Raw genomic sequence first — 19941 nt, 5'->3', positions numbered from 1 at the left:
ATTTTTCTTGTTAACAGGTACAGAATACAAGTCTATCTATCTATTTATAAATCTCGTTTGCCTCTGTACCTTATCCAATCAAGAATCATGCTAATATTAGCTTATATTCACTCTAACCCGGTGGTATTCCTTCTTCCTCTAGAGGACGAATAATTGGCGGTGCTGGTGTTTCTTCTGGTTGAAAAATTCCCTGCAAGGCTTGTTCTAAAGTTTGTGCCATGACAATGCGATTTTCATAAGCAACAACTACCCTGACTAAAGTTGGTAAACTATTCTGCGTTGCTTCTAAATAAATTGGCTCAACATACAATAAAGATTGTTCAATGGGAATAATTAAAAGATTACCTTGAATTGCTCTTGAACCTTGACGATTCCATAGAGAAATTTGTTGAGAAATAACGGGATCTTGGTTAATTCTGGCTTCGATTTGTTCGGGTCCATAAATCAAACGTTCTTTAGGAAAATTATAAAGCAGTAATTTACCGTAATTTTCTCCATCTGAACGTGCTGCTAACCAAGCAATTAAATTTGTTCTTTCTTTTGGTGTGTAGGGAAGCAGTAAAATAAATTCTTCAAAGGGAACATTAGGAAGACTAGTAATTAAATAGTAAGGTTCAACTTGACGAGGTTCAGCACCGTAGATTTCTTTGGGAATTTGCCATTGGTCTTCCCGGTTATAAAATACTTGTGGGTTAGTGATATGATAAGTCATTAACCGTTCAGATTGAATTTTGAAAAAGTCTACTGGATAGCGAATATGACTGCGGAGATTAACAGGCATATTTGCCAACGGTTGGAACATTTGTGGGAAGATTTTTGACCAGGCATTAATTAGAGGATCTTTTGGTTCGGCAATGTAAAATCTGACTGTGCCGTTGTAAGCGTCAATTACGACTTTAACTGAGTTACGAATATAGTTAATACCTTCATCATTTTGATCTGAGTAGGGATAGCGATCGCTTGTTGTATAAGCATCCACTATCCAATAAAGATAATTATTAGCTCCTGGAAATTGCTCTTTTTGATTGCCAGTATAGGCATCAGCAGCTACTAAATAAGGCTCTCTATCAAATTTTAAAAAGGGTGCGATCGCACGAATGCGTTGGTTAATATTGCGTCGGAATAATACTTTCGTTTCAGGTAGAAAATTCCGTGTAAATATCATTTGCCAGTCTTTTAAATAGGTAGCAAATAGCCATCTTCTCCACGGTGAACCAATTCTAATTCCACCTGCACCATCATAACTAGTGTAAACGTTATCGCTGCCACTAGGATAATCTAATTCTCTGACTTTCGTGCCAGTCATGACATGAGTATTAGAAATTTCGCCGTAATAAATTCGCGGTTTACCTATGGGAATACTTTCACGGATAGCTGCACTAGAAGTGGTTAGCGCACTATCATTACCGCTAATATCTTTGACAAAATATTCTGGTAAACCACCAGGAACAACTGTATTTACAGGACTCATGGTAAAGCCATAACCGTGGGTATAAATTAAATTGCGGTTTACCCATGTTTGAGCTTGCTGTGGGACGGAAGTATAGTCTAATTCTCTTGCAGCAATTAGTACCTGACGTTTTTCTGTTGATGGAGTTGCTTCTTGGTTGGGTTCGGTTTTGATTATATAACGATCAATATCGGCATCAGGAAATTGATAATAAGGACGAATTTGTTGTAGTTGTCTGTTAGTTTTTAATAATGGCTCTTGATCCCAAAGACGAATGTTGCGAATTGTGAGGTCATTAGCTTGAAGATCAGCTTCAGTTAATTTTCCTTGGGGGTTAAAGGTTTGAGAATCAATTGCTTCTAAATCGAATGCTTGACGAGTGAGAGTAATAGTACGTTGAATATAAGGTTGCTCTCGCTGCAATTCATTGGGTTGAACTATTAAAGATTGGACAACAGCAGGTACAAGAAAATCACCTGCAATTATTAAACTTATATAAATACTTAAACTATAGATTGCCCAACGATGATGTTGAGATTTGGGTTTCCAAAATATAGTTTGCCATAATAGGTAAAATGCGATCGCAACAGCTAGAACACATAACATGGTGTCTGCTGGCAATTGTACCTTAGCATCAGTGTAACTAGCGCCGAAACTCACCCCACGGGGAGAATAGACGAGTTCATAACGACTTAGCCAATAACTGAAAGCTACCACCAACATTAAACAGCCACCCAAACCGAACAAATGACGTGTCTGTCGTGGGGAGAAGCCAGGGAAAATGCCTTGACTGAGACTGTCTCCTGATAAAAGATAGGTGAGAGTGACGGAGATAAAGCCATATAAACATAATCCTATTAGCCAAAAAGCCAACAGTTCCCAGACTGGGAGAGAAAATATATAAAAGCTGATATCCTTGCCAAATAAAGGTTCTGTGCTGTTGAAGGGGGTGGAGTGAAAGTAGAGGAGAATTTTAGACCAATTTTGAGATAGTATCCAGCCAAAACCGAGACTAAAGACAAGTGCGATCGCTCTGAGCAAAAACTGAGAATATACTAAAAGAGCGATCGCAAAGCCGACTAAAGGTATCACCATGGCCACAGCCAAACCCAAATCCCAAGTTTGAGAAATAATCCTGCTACTCAACTGCAAAACTATCTCTGGTCTAAATAGAATAGTAAAAGGCGAGTTAACCTGATCAACTTCTCCATACCAGTAACTCAAAGCCACTTTCCCGTAATGCGTCACCATTAACCCCATCAACAAACTCAAGCTTAATGTCATGGGTAACAGCCAGCGCAATCTCATTTGTCTGTTTCCTGTCTCGACTTGGAGAGTTTCATCGACTCTGCCATACTGGGAACTCGGAAAGTTTATCAGTTCCCTACCCAGTCTTTTTTCTCCACTTCTGACCGGCTCACTTTTAAGAGACGAGGGATATCTCCAACGTTTTGCTACAGCAAGATTCCCCAGCAGATAGGTAACACTGACACTAACAACACTCACCCATAAAGCACCCTGAGTTATTAACCGCAGTAGAAATGTTTGCAAATAGCCAACTTCCTGAAACCAAAAAATTTCAGCCCCTAGATGGGAACCTAGATCCAAGATTACCCACAACCCCAGACAGAGGATAATAACTCTAAAGCACCATTTCCAAAACATTCCTTTTACACTGCTGAATTGTGATCAAAACCAAGCTGAATTTATACTAAAAACGGTTTAAAAGTGTCATTCTGAACGAAGTGAAGAATCTCCGAGATACTCCCCTGCACTACGTTACGTATGTCTACGCTCCCGTTAGGGATACAGTATGACATAAGTTCAGGTTTCACCCGTTTGCAGTATAGTTAACCGACTACGGTTAATTCCAGTTACCAATCATTGTAAAAGCAGACCAATAGTATGGATGGGATAAGTTGATCGTACCTAAATTAACCAGTTCTGGTGGTAGAGCAATAGACTTTTCAGGTGATAGATATAATTCTTTATCTGTTATCCGTACTTCCCCCTTCAGCATAGCTAACTGAGCTTGTCTAAGAGATTCAGATCGCAAGGAAGTAGTGCTTAACTGCTCATAAAATTTAGTCATTAGCGCCAGAGAGCCTTGATCACTCACATACCACAGACTACCCAAAACTGATTTTACCCCTGCTTGCACAGCTAAACCAGAAAATCCAAATTCTGCCTCCTGGCTACCCAAAGCAGTTCTACAAGCACTCAAAACTAGCATTTCTACCTTTGGATCTTTACTCCATCCTAATTTCTGAGATATATTTCTCAACTGATCTATGTGAATTTTTTGATTCCAAAATTGAAGGTAAGAATTGCTAATTTTTCCCGATTTAAAATCACCATGAGTTGCTAAGTGCAGAATTCCAAAATGCTTCTTAAAACTGAGAGATTCAAAATTCTCTAGTGTTGAGTCTTGATCTAATAATATCTGACTTTGACTGCGCCAAATATTTTTACTCACCATGTTGATTTCTAATGGTACAGATGGTAAAGGGTCTTGCCCTTCTGTGCTTTTCGATATTCCCAGTGCCAAAATATCAGAATTAACTATGGGAATATAACGGGTATCTGTGAGGCTAAAACTGGGGATGATACCCACACTATATTTTTCAATCAGAAACTGTTTACCATCATATAAAGCGGCTACAGGAAGAGAGCGTAAACCGCTATCCATTGAAAATATTACAGTATTTATTTTATTTACTTCTAAGGCTGTTTCTATGGGAGTAATTATCCATGTATATAGCTTTTCAGCACTCCTAAAGTAATCTTTATCTCTAAGATTAGTAACTTTAGAGCGAAACTCTTGAGCAACTTTTTGAATATTGATACTGTTAGCTTCCAAAACATATTTACGGACAATTTCACCAACTTTTACTGGAGTTTCTTGTGATAGCAGCAAAGAACTATCTTTCAAGCTTTTAGTATCGTTTAATAAATCTTTCTCTTGTGCTTTTGGGGGAATGAGAATCAAGCTGAGTTGATCTTTTAGCGAAGTTACATAAAGAACTGCTGCATTTCGTCCTGTCAATTTAGCCAGTTTACTCAAATTATCAGCAATTTCTTCAGAGGAACTAATTTCGCCAAAAAAATCAGTCCCAAGATATGTTCCATATTCTACTGCATTCAGTTCTTCAAGCTGTGCAACTGCTTCATCGGGTGTTGTATTATCAAAATTATTATCAAAGACTTCACGATCAATGATTGGGTTCTCTGCGGGATTATTAGAATTAACAGTTTCTTGAGGATCAGGATTAGTAATATCTGACTGATTTCCTGATGGCTCATTAGGATTGATAATTTCTTGAGGATCAGGATTAGTAATATCTGACTGATTTCCGACTTGAGCTTGAACAGATTTAAAGAAAAATAGAACTAAAATAACTGATAAAAAAATAGAAAAAAATGAACGAGTAAATTTCATCGTTGTTATCCTAATATTTTGGCGATAAATTCAGTTAAAAAGAAATGCTATAACCAATTCCTAATATAAATCGTATACCATCACCAGCATTGCCGGTAATATCACTAATACCTGGAGTGATAACTAAAGGAATTTTCTTAAATGGAGCTACAGATATACCTAAACCTAAATCTTGTCCACTCCATTCAACAATTGTCGTCACCGGTTGAGCCACTTTCAAAGCCACACTACCAAAAACACCTAGAGAATCAATATTATTTCTAATATTTGATTCTGAACGAAACTGTCCCCCACCAACACCAGCAGAGACATAAAGCCTACTAAATGGCTCGCTGTCGCTATCTTGGAGACGGAACATTTTCGTAATGACACCATAAGCAGATGTACCACCATCAGTATCACCAAAAGTCACTAAATTCTTAACACCAACAGCCACAGCTAAATCGTATGGAAGTTGGCGATGTAATTTTAAACTAATGTTTCCATTTTCAAAAGAACTTATATCTACAACACCTATATTGACATCTAAACCAACTAATTTTTTCCCATCACCAAAACCAATACCAACCCCTAAAACTCCATCGGCTGTGTCAGTAAAGCGAGCGCGAGATTGTAATCCCACCCCAAAAGAAGCTCTCCCCCAGGATTTACCATAAGCTGATGGCGTGAGCATAGTAATACCCGGAGATGGAAGCGGTCGCGCTTTTTTCTTTTCTAAAACTAAGGGCAGCTTTTGTGGTTTAAACGGTTTTTGTTCCGGGTATGTAGGCTCTGTTTGTAAGCTATTTTTACGAATTAGATCAACACTTTTATCTGTATCTGTCTCAGGTAATTGACTTAAGGAATCAGCAGACTCTTCTATTGCTGTTGGTGTGATTTGATTTATAGATTCTTGGCTCAGTCCTGTGGAGAAAAACTCATTGAGAGGGTTTGGATTTGAAACCTGACTGGTGGTTAATTGATGATCATAGATAATTTCGCTATGCAGATAATTGTAATTTTCTATGTAAGAATAATTTTCTATAAAGTACATAATTATACCCTTGGGAGAAGATGCTCTAAATCAAGAAATGTCAGACAATTTTGGACTTCGTCGTGAGCGCTCAGTCGAACGATTTTTAACTGATTCCACGGTTGAATCTGGAGGCTTGTACCATCAAGGAATGATTGGCCAATTAGCGGTATTATATAGTGTGGATGAAAATTTACCACTCTATTTATTTTGCCACGATGAGACAATTATTTATACCTGATGTGGTGGTTATTATATCAATAGTCCTAGTAATTTTTTAACTTTTGTCAGAATAAATTTACTTATGACTGAGGGTTTCGGTAACTGTTTTAATTTTATGGTGAAGACTTAAAAAGTTGATAGTTTTGATGATGATCAACCAGTAGCTCATTTACTGGTATAAAATAATATGGATGATCATCTGAGTTGTACGTTTCCCTCACAGGGTTTGTAACGTCTGATTAAAAATCTGGTTAAATCTAGATGTACGCAGAGTGTTCCCGCAGGGTAAGCTGATTACGGTTTGATACTTGTACTGGTGTTCTATTTATAATTTGTAATTATGCTCACTAGCGTTGATCGTTTGTTATTTGTCCGGCGCGTTCCCATTTTTAACGAATTACGAGATGATTTTGTGGTCAGGCTGGCTTCTGTAATGAATGAGTTATCATATCCTGCTAATTACAGCATCTTTAAACAAGGGGAAGAAGGGCGATCGCTCTATATTGTGGTATCAGGTAAGGTCAAAGTCCATATTGGGGACACAAAATTAGCAGAAGTCGATCAAGGAAAATACTTTGGAGAAATGGCAGTATTTGATACTCAACCCCGTTCAGCTACCGCCACAACGCTAGAATCTTGTGAATGTTTGGAACTCACCCAAGAACAACTTTATGATGCTATTGAAGAAACTCCAGAAATTGCAGTAAATATTATTCGTGAACTATCTCGTATAATTCGCCGACTGAATGAAAGTATTAGTCATTAGTCATTGGTCATTGGTCATTGGTCATTGGTTATTTGTTGTTAGTCGTACTAAATTTTAGGCATTGTTGCAGAAACTTTTGGGGAATTTTTGCATTTTCTCCCCAATGTTGATGAATGTATGAAGCATGAACATTAGGTAAACTCCAACCTTCAAATCCTGTATTTTCTTCACAATCATAACGATAAGTATCAAATAATGGTTGTTGAGGATTAGTAATTAAATGGGAACGATGAAACTCGTGTCCATAAATATTTGTACCGATATCAAATAAGAAACTATTTTGCAAAGCTACTGCGCGACGATATCCTAAAGTTAACCTTTTATCCATTTGTGCAGATGTCGGTAATATTCCCAACATTGGCCAAAATTTACCTTCAAAATCAATAATATTTTCACATAAATACATTAATCCCCCACATTCAGCAATTGTCGGTATTCCTGATAAAATAGCTGATTTTACTGCTTGAATAATGCTAGTATTGGCAGCTAATTCTTGTGCAAATACTTCAGGAAACCCACCACCAAAATACATTCCTTGGATATCTTGTGGTAATTCAGTATCTTCTAAAGGACTCCAAAAAACTAGTTCTGCACCTAAATTTTTCAATAAATCTAAATTGTCTTGATAGTAGAAATTAAAAGCCTTATCTCGTGCGATCGCAATCTTTAGGGAAGATGGGGAGATGGGAAGATGGGGAGATGGGGATGTGGGGAGGTGGGGAGATTGCAAAAGGGGTAGTAGCTGATCCCAGTCAAAGCAATTATCGCCTAAATCTGCCAAGCGATTGACGACATCATTCAATTCGGGAAGTTCTGCTGTAGGGATTAAACCTAAATGGCGGTCAGGTATAGTAATGTTATCTTGTCTTCGTAAAACGCCGAGAATAGGTAATTGTAGGGGTTTTAGGGAATCTTTGAGCAAGGATAAATGGCGATCGCTTCCCACCCGATTCAATACTAAGCCAGCAATTTTAATTCTACTATCCAAAGAACAATAACCATGTGCGATCGCAGCCACAGAACCAGACAACCGACTACAATCAATCACCAAGATCACAGGAATATCCAATAAACGTGCTACGTGTGCCGTACTCGCAAAATCAGTTGGTAATTTTTCTTCTCCTTCCCCAGTCCCCTTAATTCCATCAAATAAACCCATTACCCCCTCAACCAAAGCATATTCACACCCAGGGGAATGACGATGAAAACATTCTTGGACATAACTTTCCGAAGTCAGCACAGAGTCTAAATTTCGACAAGGAAGACCAGTAACATACTGATGAAACATCGGGTCAATATAATCTGGCCCCACCTTAAAAGATTGCACCTTTGCACCACGACGACACAAAGACGCTAAAAGGGTAAGTGTCACAGTTGTCTTACCCACACCACTACGTTCTCCAGCAATAATTATAGACATTGGTAATTAGAATTATTTGATTGAAATTTTTACTATAAACGCCAATTATCAAGTTTTAGTGAATAACCTAAATTTTGAATTCTTTGATAATGAGCTGAATTACTATTAAGAAAAACTTAGAAGAATAAATTTTTAAACCAAAGACACCACTTCTCAATTTCTGTTAAATTCATTAACTGCTTTTCTAAGTTGACACAAGTTATCCAAACATTATTTTCACAATAAAAATCGGATTCACGAATTATCTGATAACCATTTTTTTGATAAAAATCTACCGATGATAAAGATGATATTAGATCAATGAATTTGTATTTATTTTGTCTAGCCATTTCTTCTATAGCACCGAGCAGTTGTGTACCTATACCTTGACGTATAAAATTTGGATGGACATATATACCACCTATCCTGGGCTGCTGATTTAGAAGAGATGCAAATCCAATTATTTCATGCTTATATTCTGCTACAAGTATGACCTCATTTATCTGCATTCTGGCTAATCTTTGATTTCTTATTAAAGACTCAATCTGACTTAAATTATAATTTGGTGATAATGCTCTAAGTGAATCAGCTTGTAGTTTCAGAATATTCTCTAAATCTTCAGGTTTTGATAAACGTATTTGCACATCCATAAAACTTTACAATATGTTGTGTCCGAACAGAAAATAATAACTTTACATATAGTCTTCCCATAATACTGGAGTGACAAACATCTTCATGAACGAAGACTAATGTCTAGAAAACCAGATATAGGAACGGACAAGGAGGTTAGGACATCAAGCGATGATAAAACTCATGCCACAAAAGGGTTTTACTTCTGATAGCGTAGCGTGACGTAAGCCATATTCTGAATTCTGACTCCTGCTATATTTCCTGTTTATTTATTATTTCACATCTTGCATCAATTTAAAATGAATAAAAAATACCCCCTTGTATCACAGAAAGAGGGTAAAAAAGTAATGAATAAATTAGACATCTCCAAAAATTAAATATGCGTTTCCTAGAACTCTTGTAGAGACGTTCCATGGAACGTCTCTACATTCTTGTCCGGAGATGTCTATTACCAATTACCGATTTTCCAACTTCAAAGTTTGTGCTATCACCGCCAAACTTTCTTCAAAAAGTGCCTCACGACCCCAGCGTTGTACCTGTTGACTTAACAACACTTCCGCTTTCTGTTCCGAAAGAGAACTTACCTGTTGAAACAAACCAGCAGATTGAGCGCCACCATGAGTTTCCATTCGCATACAACCACCAGTTTCCGAGCAAATTACAGTACCACAATTTGCTTGGGGATTAGTAGAACTCAGACGCAAAGCAATCAAATCACCGACAATTTCACCAATATCAGCAATGGGAACACCTGCTAATTCTGCTTCTATTTGTTTTTGGTCTTGAGCCACAAAACGAACACGAGTGATATCATAATCACCGCTTTCCTTGGAATAAGAAACAGCCTCCCATTCCAACCGACTTGCCAACCAACCTAAAAACAGTAATGCTTGAGCAGGGTTGCCCTTTTCATAATCAATAGTTACGCGATCGATTTCCCTCAGAGCCGCAAGACGATTTGGTGCGTCATAAGCCTCAGCAGTCAACTCCTGCCATGCAGCCAAACGCCGCCAATTTAAATCAGCTAAAGGTACACCACTTTCTACCAAATATTGCAAGCTGAGTAAATCTTCTTCTGGAGTATTAAAGTTGCAAGAATCCACAATGACATTATTGCAGACCGCTGCCAACCGTTTGAAGAGTGGATTTCCAGAATCTGGTGTCGCTTTCCACCAAAGAAACTTTGGTAAACCACCAATTAACAATGCCGGAATCATACCCCCAATTCGTTCCAAAGCAGCCGCTGTACCTGTGAGAGTAATATATTCACAGCAAATCAGTGTACTAGATGACTGCTTTTGAATTGGGCAATAGGCGGAAACTTGCGCTTTCACCCCTTCATCTTCCCCAGCAATGGGACATAAAGCAATAATCCGGCAAGGGTTACGGAGGGCGATTTCGTCAGCAATGGTAGGACTGGTGGGACTGAAAGTATAGCCCATAGCCGCGCCATGATTATCTCCCTTAGCCCCACTACGCTGATTTTTGAAGTATTCTTCTCGTAATGTAGTTAGAGTTTCTGGTGTACCGATACCAGTTTCTGGGAGTCCATGTTTTTTCTGCACTTCCCGCAATGCTGCGTCCGTTTGCGGCCCCAAAATTCCATCAATAGGACCATTGTAAAAGCCTGTTGCAGCTAACAAATATTGGGTTTCTTCTGGTTCGTAAACTACCAAGGTAAATGTTGTGGCGCGGGTAGCAGCAGGTAATGCCCCATCTTCGCCGGTAATGCCGTAACTTTGCCAGATTTGAGTCAATTCCGCTTCTATTTCAGTGAGCGAAACATCCTTGGGTGCTTGCAGTGAATAAATCGTAGGAGCTTGAGTAGCCATAGTCTATTTTGGATTTTGGATTTTGGATTTTGGATTTGTAATTTAAGATTTTCAGATTGTGGATTAGAGTTTGGGTAATAGTTAATAGGTAATGGTTAATGGGTAATAATTCCTTTCCAACTCACCAATTACTAATTGCTAATCCCCAATCCCCAATCCAAAATCTAAAATCTAAAATTCCTAGAGTCTGCGCCAACGGCGACCATCTTGGTTAATTAAGAATTCTGCTTCTGCTGGTTCCCAAGTACCGGCTTCGTATTGAGGAACAGTGGTAGGATCGGCGGGTGCGTCCCAAACCGAAAGTGCTGGTGTGACTACTTGCCAAGCTGCTTCCACTTCGTCTGCCCGTGTGAAGAGTGTTTGGTCGCCCATCATACAATCGAGGAATAGGCGGTCATAGGCATCAGAAGTAGCTTGGATGCCGAAGGAACCATAACTAAAGTCCATGTCAACGGCGCGGGTACGGAATTCTGCTCCTGGCATTTTCACATCAAACCGCAGGGAAATTCCCTCATTCGGCTGAATTCGCATCGTCAGAATGTTGGCATTTGCTTGTTGGGCGGCAGAGGTAAACATTCTGGAAGGAACTTCACGGAAGTGAATGGCAATTTCACTAACTTTTTTTGGCATCCGCTTCCCGGTTCTGAGGTAGAAAGGAACACCTTTCCAGCGCCAGTTGTCTACTAGAAACTTCATGGCTACATAGGTGGGTGTGGTGGAGTCAGGATTAACTCCTGGCTCGTCGCGATATCCTGGTACTGGTTGTCCTTTCATCCAGCCAGCGCTATATTGACCACGAATTGCCGAACGTGACAAATTATGAATATCAGCTAGACGAGTAGCTTGTAGTACTTTAACTTTTTCTGTGCGAATACTGTCAGCATCCATAGCGTTGGGTGCTTCCATTGCCGTCAAGCAGTAAAGTTGCATCAGGTGATTTTGCAACATATCCCGCAGTGCGCCGGCGCTTTCATAATAACCAGCCCGGTCTTCTACACCGACGGTTTCCGCTACGGTAATTTGTACGTGGTCAACAAATTGCCGATTCCATAATGGTTCAAAGATGGCATTGGCAAAACGGAATACCAGCAAGTTTTGAACTGTTTCTTTACCTAAGTAGTGGTCAATGCGGTAGACTTGGTTTTCTTTGCAATATTTCTGCACTATTTGGTTGAGACTTTGGGCAGAGGATAAATCCCGACCAAAGGGTTTTTCAATCACCAAACGATGTTTGTAGGGATCTTCTAGCATCCCTCCGCTTCCTAGCTGTTTAATAGCTTCGGGGAAGAAGTTGGGTGCAACGGAAAGGTAGAACATTCGGTTGCCCCGTGTTCCGCGCTTTTCGTCTAATTCGGTTAATAAGGTTTTCAGTTTTTGGTAGCTTTCCGGGTCGTCTATGTTACCAGGACAGTAGAACAGACCTTGGGAGAAGTCTTGCCAGAGTTCCCCTAATTCGACACTGCTATGAGCTTCTTCCATGCCCTTCTGCATTTGTTCACGGAAGTATTCATGGCTCCATTCTCGACGTGCTACACCCACAATGGTGGTTTCTGGGGGAATACGTCTTTCTCTACGTAATTTGTACAGTGCTGGTACTAGTTTGCGCCAGGTAAGATCCCCGGAAGCGCCAAAGATAACTATAATTTGGGGTTCGGGCATCCCTTGCTGTTGTAGACCAACGCGTAGGGGATTTTCTAGCAGACTGACCATAGAATTTTAGATTTTGGATTTTGGATTTTAGATTTAGGGAAGGGGTTTTGGGTTTTGGGTAAGAGTTTTTCCCTATTCCCCATTCCCTCTTCCCTATTCCCTATACTGGTGACAATAGCTTGATTTTGCCTTCTAAAGAGTTCATTAGTGACTGGAAGGGCTGGACAAATTTGTCAATACCTTCAACGAGTAGTTCGTCCATTACGGTATTGATGTCAATGTTGATGTCCGGTGTTTTCAAGCTTTCTAGGAGATGGTAAGCTTCGTCTACGCCTGTTTCCAGGCGATGATCGCTGACATTACAGTGATCGGCACAAGCTTTAATTGTGGCTGGTGGTAAGGTGTTAACGGTGTCTTTGCCAATTAGTTCATTGACATACATGACATCGCTGTAACTGGGGTCTTTGGTGCTGGTGCTGGCCCACAGTAATCGCTGCACCTTTGCACCTTTTGCTGCTAGGGCTTGCCAAGCATCAGTGCTGGTGATTTTCTTGTATTCTTGGTAAGCTATCTTGGCATTTGCGATCGCTATTTTCCCTCTTACCGCTCGCAGCACTGCTTCATGGTTAATGTCATCAACACCCCGCTGCAATTTCGCATCTATCTTAGCGTCGATGTTGCTATCAATCCGACTCAAGAAAAAGCTGGCTACAGAGGCAATCTGGCTAATATCCCTACCTTCACTCACCCGTTTTTCTAAGCCACGAATATACGCCCAAGCTGCATTAATGTAACTTTGGACTGCAAACAACAGCGTCACGTTGATGTTAATTCCTTCAGCTATTGCTTGTTCTACAGCAGGTAAACCCGCCTTAGTTCCAGGAATTTTTATCATCACATTTTCTCGCCCAATTTCTTGGAAATAGCGACGAGCTTCAGCGATTGTGGCTTGGGTATCATGAGCTATAGTTGGTGGAACTTCAATACTCACATAACCATCTAAACCATTCGTGGCATCATAAACAGGACGCAAAATATCACAAGCATTGCGGATATCTGCAAAAATTAGAGATTCATAGATTTCGTATGTTGGTAAACCCTCACGAATTCCCGCTTCAATATCAGCATCATAAATGGCATTACCAGTAATTGCTTTTTCAAAGATGGCCGGATTGGAGGTAATACCAGAGATTCCTTGATTTTTTACCAAGTTTTCGAGTTCCCCTGATTGAATAATGTCACGGCTCAAATTATCCATCCAGATACTTTGACCGTATTGTTTAATCTCTAATAAATGATTGGTTGCCATAACTATTTTTTAACTCCTAGTTAACAGTGTTTTTTTGTGAAGTTGAAAAAGTTCCTCAGTTGATAGCGGCAGCTTTTGTATTTGGCATCAACCAACTGAGATGAATCTTTAAATTCACTAACAAACATTGCTAGTCCTGCATTCCAATCCCTAATTGTCAATCTTCAGCTTCATTACTGGCATTAGTTAAACACTTTTTTCAAATTCGTCTAATGACCATTTTGAATAAAAGACTCAACCTTAGCCACATCCTTTTTACTACCAATAATTAAAGGAGTGCGTTGATGTAGTTTTTTCGGAACTACGTCCACAATCTCCACTAATCCTGTAGTCGCACGACCACCCGCTTGTTCAATCACAAATGCTAAAGGTGCAGATTCATAAAGTAGGCGCAATTTACCTTCTGGTTTTTGCAAAGTTCCTGGATACAGAAACACACCACCTTGAACTAAAATTCTATGAATATCACTCACCATCGCACCACTGTAACGAGCGGTATAGCCTTCAGTGCGATGAACATAGCGAATGTATTCTCTAATGGATTCATCCCACTGCCAGAAGTTCCCCTCATTAACGCTGTAAACAGAACCGTGGTCAGGAATTTTGATATTTTCTTCTGTGAGAATAAACTCCCCTAAACTGGGATCAAGGGTAAAGGAATGAACCCCCTTACCTATAGTATAGACCAGCATCGTGCTTGGCCCGTATAGTATGTATCCAGCGGCAATTTGTTTGTGTCCGTTGGTCAGCAAGTCAGTGGCTTTACCATCGCTATCGTTTCCTTCCTGTTGACGGATGGAAAAAATAGAACCTAAGCTAAGATTAGTATCCGTGTTAGATGAGCCGTCAATTGGGTCATACAGCAAGGTATAACGACCAATGGGACAGTTTTCTGGAATATAGTAGGGATTTTCCATTTCCTCGGAAGCGAGGCGACAAACTAAGCCACTTTGCTTAAACACTGAGATAAATACGTCGTTGGCGTAGACATCCAATTTTTTAACAGATTCTCCCTGGACGTTAACTTCCCCAGTAAATCCCAGAACGCCTTCCATTAAGCCAGCATTGCTCATGCGACGCGCTACTAGTTTACCAGCCAACGCAATACGATTCATCAACGCACTTAAATCCTGTGCATCTGCCGAAAAACTCTGCAATTGTTGAAGGACGTGACGGGATAAGGTTGTACAATCACGATCTAGGGCTTTATCTGTAGCGTAGTTGATAGACAAATCTAAAGATTCAGAGGCTTGAGCCATTTTTGTTACTCCCTAGCATTTTGCTTTTGGGTTGGTTTCCCCAATGGCGATTTTTGGTCGCTACCTCTATCTTAGAAAGGTATTTTGATAACTAAAGATTGATTTTAGATAAACTAAAGAATTGATATTTTGGGTTACTTCTTCAAGAAGTAGGTTTTCTGGAGTATTCAGTAGTTTTTCTAGCTAATTAATTTTTTTTGTAATAAGACACTGCCTAAAAACCATCATCCTTTATACATAAAAAATAGAAAGCCCCGACGAGTCTGGATATTTGTCGGCTGTTCATAACTAGTCGGGTATATTTTCATTGTTTCTAGTAAATTTCAGCCCATTAATCTTGTATCACTAGAAAACAATTTGCTGCAATTTCAAACTTGGTTAATTAAAAGTCCTGTCTTTACCCCCAACTACTGCGTCGGTTATCGTCCCTGCGATTATCCTCTCGTGGTTTTGCTTTATTAACTCTCAGTTGACGACCCATCCATTCTGCACCGTCTAATTCTGTAATAGCTGCATCTTCTTGTGCATCTTCGGTCATTTCAACAAAAGCAAATCCGCGCATTTTTCCGGTTTCGCGGTCAATAGGTAAAACAACTCTTTTAACTTGGCCATAATCAGCAAACACGGCTTTTAAGTCTGCTTCTGTCGCTTGGTAGGAGAGATTTCCAACGTAAATAGTCATGTGAGTCACGTAATTGTCAACAAAAAGCGATTAGTTCAGCTAGATGGAAAACAGAACTAAGCAAATTGTAAGCATTGCATAGTTTTCTCTGATTCACGGACGGAAAAAATTGTAGGAATTAACAACAATGGCTCAATATCCACAATTTCATCTACCATCAGACTGAACATACGCATATGTTCATAATCATAACTGATTGTGACTTTTTCCCAAGTATGAGATGTAACAAAGTATCATATTTATGAAGGTGGGGATATGTTTGATTGAGAATCAAGTCAAGTATTCTGCCGTCTTTGCAGTTATGGCAGTCAGCTTTTTAAAACATTGATCTGATTAGGTAATAGCAACCGCTATATTAACCGTTAACGTTTAACAGTTAACGGTTAAGAAAAGGTTAATCAATTGAAATTTGTTGAGGGCCAGAGGCTTTGCCATTCTGAAGCCCGGAAGTAGTGGAACCGCTTGAACCCATATGTTGGTCTAGCCAAGTTTTAACAGGATCATCCGTGAGGTTAAGTCGCAGCACTCCAGAGAATAACCCACCAAAAAATGAGACTGGGTGCTGGGTAGCTTGCTTAAAGATGGGGGACAATTCATCTATGAACATTTAAATGTCTCCTGGTATTGCTGTAAAAATTACTATTTCTTAATCAATCGTAACTTGGAAAATGATTTCGTAGGTAAGGAGATCAGGGAGATGATTTTTCTTCCCTATCTTCCCAGTCTCCAGTCCCTATGCGCTTGGTTGCTGTTCAGGAAACATACATTTATCAGAGTCGCAACCGCTGGGGCCTGCGTCTGTTAGTTCGCCTAAATCGTAACGACTTAAAGCGCCACAGAAATCATCTGTTTTTCGTCTAATTTTGACTTCTTGAGACAAGCGTTCATAGGTAGCTTTGTCTATGGGTTCAAAGGGTAAACGAGGAAATGATTGCAAATCGTCGAACCGTGCTAATAACGCCGCAGAAATATAGCCTTCATCATTTTGGATAGCTTCATAGATGCGTGTTCCCAAGGATTCAACTTCCTCGGAACGCAGTTCTATGGTGGCACTTGTGTTATGGGCTGTGTAAAATTTCTGTACTTGCATGACGAAATCTAATTGGGCTAAGGCTGAGAACTTAGACACATCAATTACATCAGCACCGGGTAAATCTGCCCAAGATACAGCGACGGGTATTTCTACTAACCATTCTGTACAACGATAATCAAATGGGTCATTTAGTAAGTTGCCGTTTTCGTCTTTGTCAGATTGGGAAGGTATGACGTTGTAACCATAGTCTATACAAGCTAGGGCTACGGGGTCATTTTTGCGGAAGGTGATCCGACGAATGAATCTTTGGGCTTTGGGGGGATGCCAACCGGAACTAGCACCTGTTAAGAGGGATTTAGTGCCACTGGGTTGAACTGTGGTGCAACGGTTGGGGCGTTTGATATTATGGCGATCGCAATATTCCCACACTACTTTATGGACTACATCTTTCCAAAAGTTGAGATATTTTTGTTCACCGCGTTTGAAAACCAGTCCTTCGTTAGTTCCTGGTCGTCCTTCTTCCCACCAGCGCAACCAATCCACACCAAAAGCATGAACGAAGAAGTCAAATAAACCGGTGAAAGAAACACCAACAATGGGATCTAATTCCCGACTGTATTGATAGCGTGGTTCGAGGAATTGGTGATTTAACAGTGCGGCTACAGAAAGCGCCCCAGCGGTAAATGCTTCTTCTTGTTCTTTGTAGTTGTCGGGATCAAGTTGGTTTAAGTGTACCTCAGATAAGTTACAGTGAAAATTACTACCTATAATCTCTCCGCACGGATTTAACCCAAACCTACCTATTCTATGTTCTAGCTCATCAGCATCAATTTCAGGATAGTATTCTTTTATCCAATACTGTGCTTTTCCTTGCTCATAAGCTTGCAAGAAGTCTTTTTTCAGTTCTGGTGTAGTTAGTAAATCAATGTTAGCTCTAGCAACTGCTTCACCAGCCCATTGAATTGCCCCTTCACCACTGTAATATTGTTTACGTACAGCAGCAATGGATTCTTCTAAGGTTGGTTTGCGGTGAAATACTCTGGTATGGTTGGCCATTCGCAAAGAATCGCGCTCTGGATCTATGCGCCAGTTGCCTTCTGCGTCTTGTTGCCATAAGTTATCTTTGGCAGCTGCGCCTTGTTCATCTTCAGAAACGAACTGTCGCATTCCAGCTGAGTTATGCGTCAGATAACCGTCGCAGTAAAAACAATGGGCTTCTTCCACTTCAATGTCATAGGTTTGAACATGATCGTAACTGCCTAAACCTTTGACTGTGACAGGAATATCCAGAGAGATATCAGCTTCAGCTATATAACGTTCATAATTAGCATCAACAGTGCGAGAACCCTGGAAGCCCATATCTCGCATTTCGCTATAGGTGTAAGCCTCGCGCATGATTGCACCAGGAATGGTAAAACCATACATTTTCAATCCTTGATGCAGTTCTCCCTTGACAGAGTGAAGCGCAATAATGGCGTTATAACGTTCTTTCAGGGCTGGAAGCGTGAGGTTGTACTTAACTTGCCATTCTTTGTGCTGAGGACGAGTAATGCTAATTCTACCAGCAATACCCAAACTCGATAAAACTATACCAACTTGTCGAATAAATGATTGATAAACAGATGTAACTAGGTGAGGAGGCCGGTTATTAACTGCTCCATCACTGTCCATTAGTCCAGCTAGATAAGCAGCCCGGATATCTACTGAACCCTGCAAAATAAAATTAGGAATTACTAAGGGAACATTAGGCTGCTTAATATAGCTATGGAAGTATTCAGCTAGTCGGATAGAAGAACAAATTGACTTGGCAGTATTTTCACCTTTGGTAACGCTGTGAGTAGCAGTCAATCCAAATAAAGCTAAAGCAGAATCTATTTTGGCTTGAATTTTTGCTGTTTGTTCGATCTGTAAGCTATTCATTGACCATTCAACACGGCCATAGGGCTTATCATGCTTATTACGACTAAGGGCAACATAGCCATCACCGTGAGTCAATCCAATTAGCCAAGCTACTTCAGGTGTGAGATTAGGAACAAGCAAGGACTTGGTTGTTCGGCTTTGGGAAGGTCTAGATTCTGTAAAGTCAGCAGGGAGATGGGTAACTGTTCCAGGTAAAATTTGTGTGTTATGAAGCAGGCGATCGCCTTCCACTAAACTTGCAACTGATTTCCAGTTAACTTCACCTTTAGCATCTTCCAAAACTGCTTGTCTGTGGTTCAACGTAGCTCTAGGATAAGTCGCATTAGTTTCAATTTCATAGACATCCTGAAAGCCCTGGTCGAATTTATCGACTACTTGACGAAATCCCAAAGGAGTTTGTACCAAGTCGCCTACTTGCACATCACGAATGGGTACAAGACCTTTGGAGGTATGAACTAGGGCATCTTCAGGAAGACAACGACGGATATTGCCAGCAACAATTGTTACAGCAGCTTCATCGATCAATAAGCAGCATTCAACTGAATTTAATTGTCTACCTAAAGCCTTATTGAGAATAGAGGCACAACGCTGATACAATCCTGGTAATTTTACAGGATTAGCCATACCGCCAAAGCCTTTGAGGGTTTCCCCAGATTGGCGCACGTCACTAATATCTACAAATACCTGAACTTCACCTGTAAAGCGTTCATCGGTGGAGAGTTCTAAAAGGGTTTGATAGGATTTTACCCAACCTTCCCTACTGTCTCCAACGTGGATAGTAGCAGTGTTAGCTTCTATATGGGTTTGTGTATATTCACGACGCTGTTCTTTAGGAGTGCTGCCAATTTCACCTATGACGGTAATATTAAGGCGATTACGGATAGGAGGCAGTTGATTAATATATTGTGGTTCAATGATGGCTCCTGTGCCACAGCCCATCATGGCTAGATCCATCATTAAGCCAAAAGCACTCCAGTCTACAAGGTTGGTGGAGGTGCAGTTATAAGCGCCGGAGAAGTTTTTGGGTTTAGTTAACCAATTTGTACCACCAACCCACATCCAACGCCCACTGGGAAGGGCTTTCATGTTGCGCTGCATCTTGTCTAAAATAGCAGCTTCTTCACGGGTGAGTTTTCCCAGTTCGACTAAGCCTTTGAGAGTGCGATCGCACACCTGATCATAACTTTCCCTTAAACCTGCCTCTGTACGACGGCTGTAAGTTCTAAAAAACACAGGATTGGCTGCTGGAGCAGATTCGGGAAAAGATGCACTCTGACGTTTACGTTCCAGTTCTTGAACCATAGTTCGGTTTTGTTGCTGACTAACAAATTAAGACTA

The 19941-nt window shown here is 40.2% G+C and carries 13 protein-coding genes; 1 reads left to right on the top strand and 12 read right to left on the bottom strand.

Annotated elements, in window-relative coordinates:
* Nucleotides 1–112: 112 nt before the first annotated feature.
* The 3 genes from ACSQ6I_RS05155 to ACSQ6I_RS05145 form a co-directional block, all read right to left on the bottom strand.
* Nucleotides 113–3115, bottom strand: coding sequence for a UPF0182 family protein (locus tag ACSQ6I_RS05155; RefSeq protein WP_438889292.1), 3003 nt, complete (start codon nt 3113–3115; stop codon nt 113–115).
* A 199-nt stretch (nt 3116–3314) separates the two neighbouring features.
* Complete coding sequence (locus tag ACSQ6I_RS05150) at nt 3315–4889, bottom strand: CHAT domain-containing protein (RefSeq protein WP_438889291.1); 1575 nt, start codon at nt 4887–4889, stop codon at nt 3315–3317.
* Nucleotides 4890–4923: 34 nt separating this feature from the next.
* A complete protein-coding gene (locus ACSQ6I_RS05145; RefSeq protein ID WP_438889290.1) occupies nt 4924–5922 on the bottom strand; it encodes a hypothetical protein in 999 nt (332 codons plus the stop codon).
* A gap of 541 nt (nt 5923–6463) precedes the next feature.
* Between ACSQ6I_RS05145 and ACSQ6I_RS05140 the strand changes: the two genes are divergently transcribed.
* A complete protein-coding gene (locus ACSQ6I_RS05140; protein WP_438889289.1) occupies nt 6464–6889 on the top strand; it encodes a cyclic nucleotide-binding domain-containing protein in 426 nt (141 codons plus the stop codon).
* 28 nt (nt 6890–6917) lie between these two features.
* Here ACSQ6I_RS05140 and ACSQ6I_RS05135 read toward each other — a convergent pair whose 3' ends face one another.
* The 9 genes from ACSQ6I_RS05135 to nrdJ all read right to left on the bottom strand — a co-directional run bounded on the left by ACSQ6I_RS05135 (nt 6918) and on the right by nrdJ (nt 19905).
* The gene (locus tag ACSQ6I_RS05135) at nt 6918–8309 is read right to left on the bottom strand and encodes a cobyrinate a,c-diamide synthase (RefSeq protein ID WP_438889288.1); all 1392 of its coding nucleotides are present in this window, start codon (nt 8307–8309) and stop codon (nt 6918–6920) included.
* A gap of 116 nt (nt 8310–8425) precedes the next feature.
* On the bottom strand, nt 8426–8938 hold the full coding sequence (locus tag ACSQ6I_RS05130) for a GNAT family N-acetyltransferase (RefSeq protein ID WP_438889287.1): 513 nt from the start codon (nt 8936–8938) through the stop codon (nt 8426–8428).
* A 435-nt stretch (nt 8939–9373) separates the two neighbouring features.
* Nucleotides 9374–10750 (bottom strand): glucose-6-phosphate dehydrogenase assembly protein OpcA, encoded by a 1377-nt coding sequence (gene opcA / locus ACSQ6I_RS05125; RefSeq protein ID WP_438889285.1) that lies wholly within the window; start codon nt 10748–10750, stop codon nt 9374–9376.
* 180 nt (nt 10751–10930) lie between these two features.
* Complete coding sequence (gene zwf / locus ACSQ6I_RS05120; RefSeq protein WP_438889284.1) at nt 10931–12460, bottom strand: glucose-6-phosphate dehydrogenase; 1530 nt, start codon at nt 12458–12460, stop codon at nt 10931–10933.
* Nucleotides 12461–12560: 100 nt separating this feature from the next.
* On the bottom strand, nt 12561–13709 hold the full coding sequence (gene tal, locus ACSQ6I_RS05115) for a transaldolase (RefSeq protein ID WP_438889283.1): 1149 nt from the start codon (nt 13707–13709) through the stop codon (nt 12561–12563).
* A 209-nt stretch (nt 13710–13918) separates the two neighbouring features.
* Nucleotides 13919–14968, bottom strand: coding sequence for a class 1 fructose-bisphosphatase (gene fbp / locus ACSQ6I_RS05110; RefSeq protein WP_438889282.1), 1050 nt, complete (start codon nt 14966–14968; stop codon nt 13919–13921).
* A gap of 397 nt (nt 14969–15365) precedes the next feature.
* A complete protein-coding gene (locus ACSQ6I_RS05105) occupies nt 15366–15650 on the bottom strand; it encodes an RNA recognition motif domain-containing protein (RefSeq protein ID WP_438889281.1) in 285 nt (94 codons plus the stop codon).
* 394 nt (nt 15651–16044) lie between these two features.
* Nucleotides 16045–16257: a hypothetical protein gene (locus ACSQ6I_RS05100; protein WP_438889280.1), complete on the bottom strand. Its 213-nt coding sequence runs from the start codon at nt 16255–16257 to the stop codon at nt 16045–16047.
* A 126-nt stretch (nt 16258–16383) separates the two neighbouring features.
* A complete protein-coding gene (gene nrdJ, locus ACSQ6I_RS05095) occupies nt 16384–19905 on the bottom strand; it encodes a ribonucleoside-triphosphate reductase, adenosylcobalamin-dependent (protein WP_438889279.1) in 3522 nt (1173 codons plus the stop codon).
* Nucleotides 19906–19941: the final 36 nt, after the last annotated feature.

This window comes from Anabaena sp. WFMT, from assembly GCF_051781005.1.
In the GTDB taxonomy this organism is placed as follows: domain Bacteria; phylum Cyanobacteriota; class Cyanobacteriia; order Cyanobacteriales; family Nostocaceae; genus Anabaena.
This window is presented reverse-complemented; position numbering and strand designations above follow the sequence as displayed.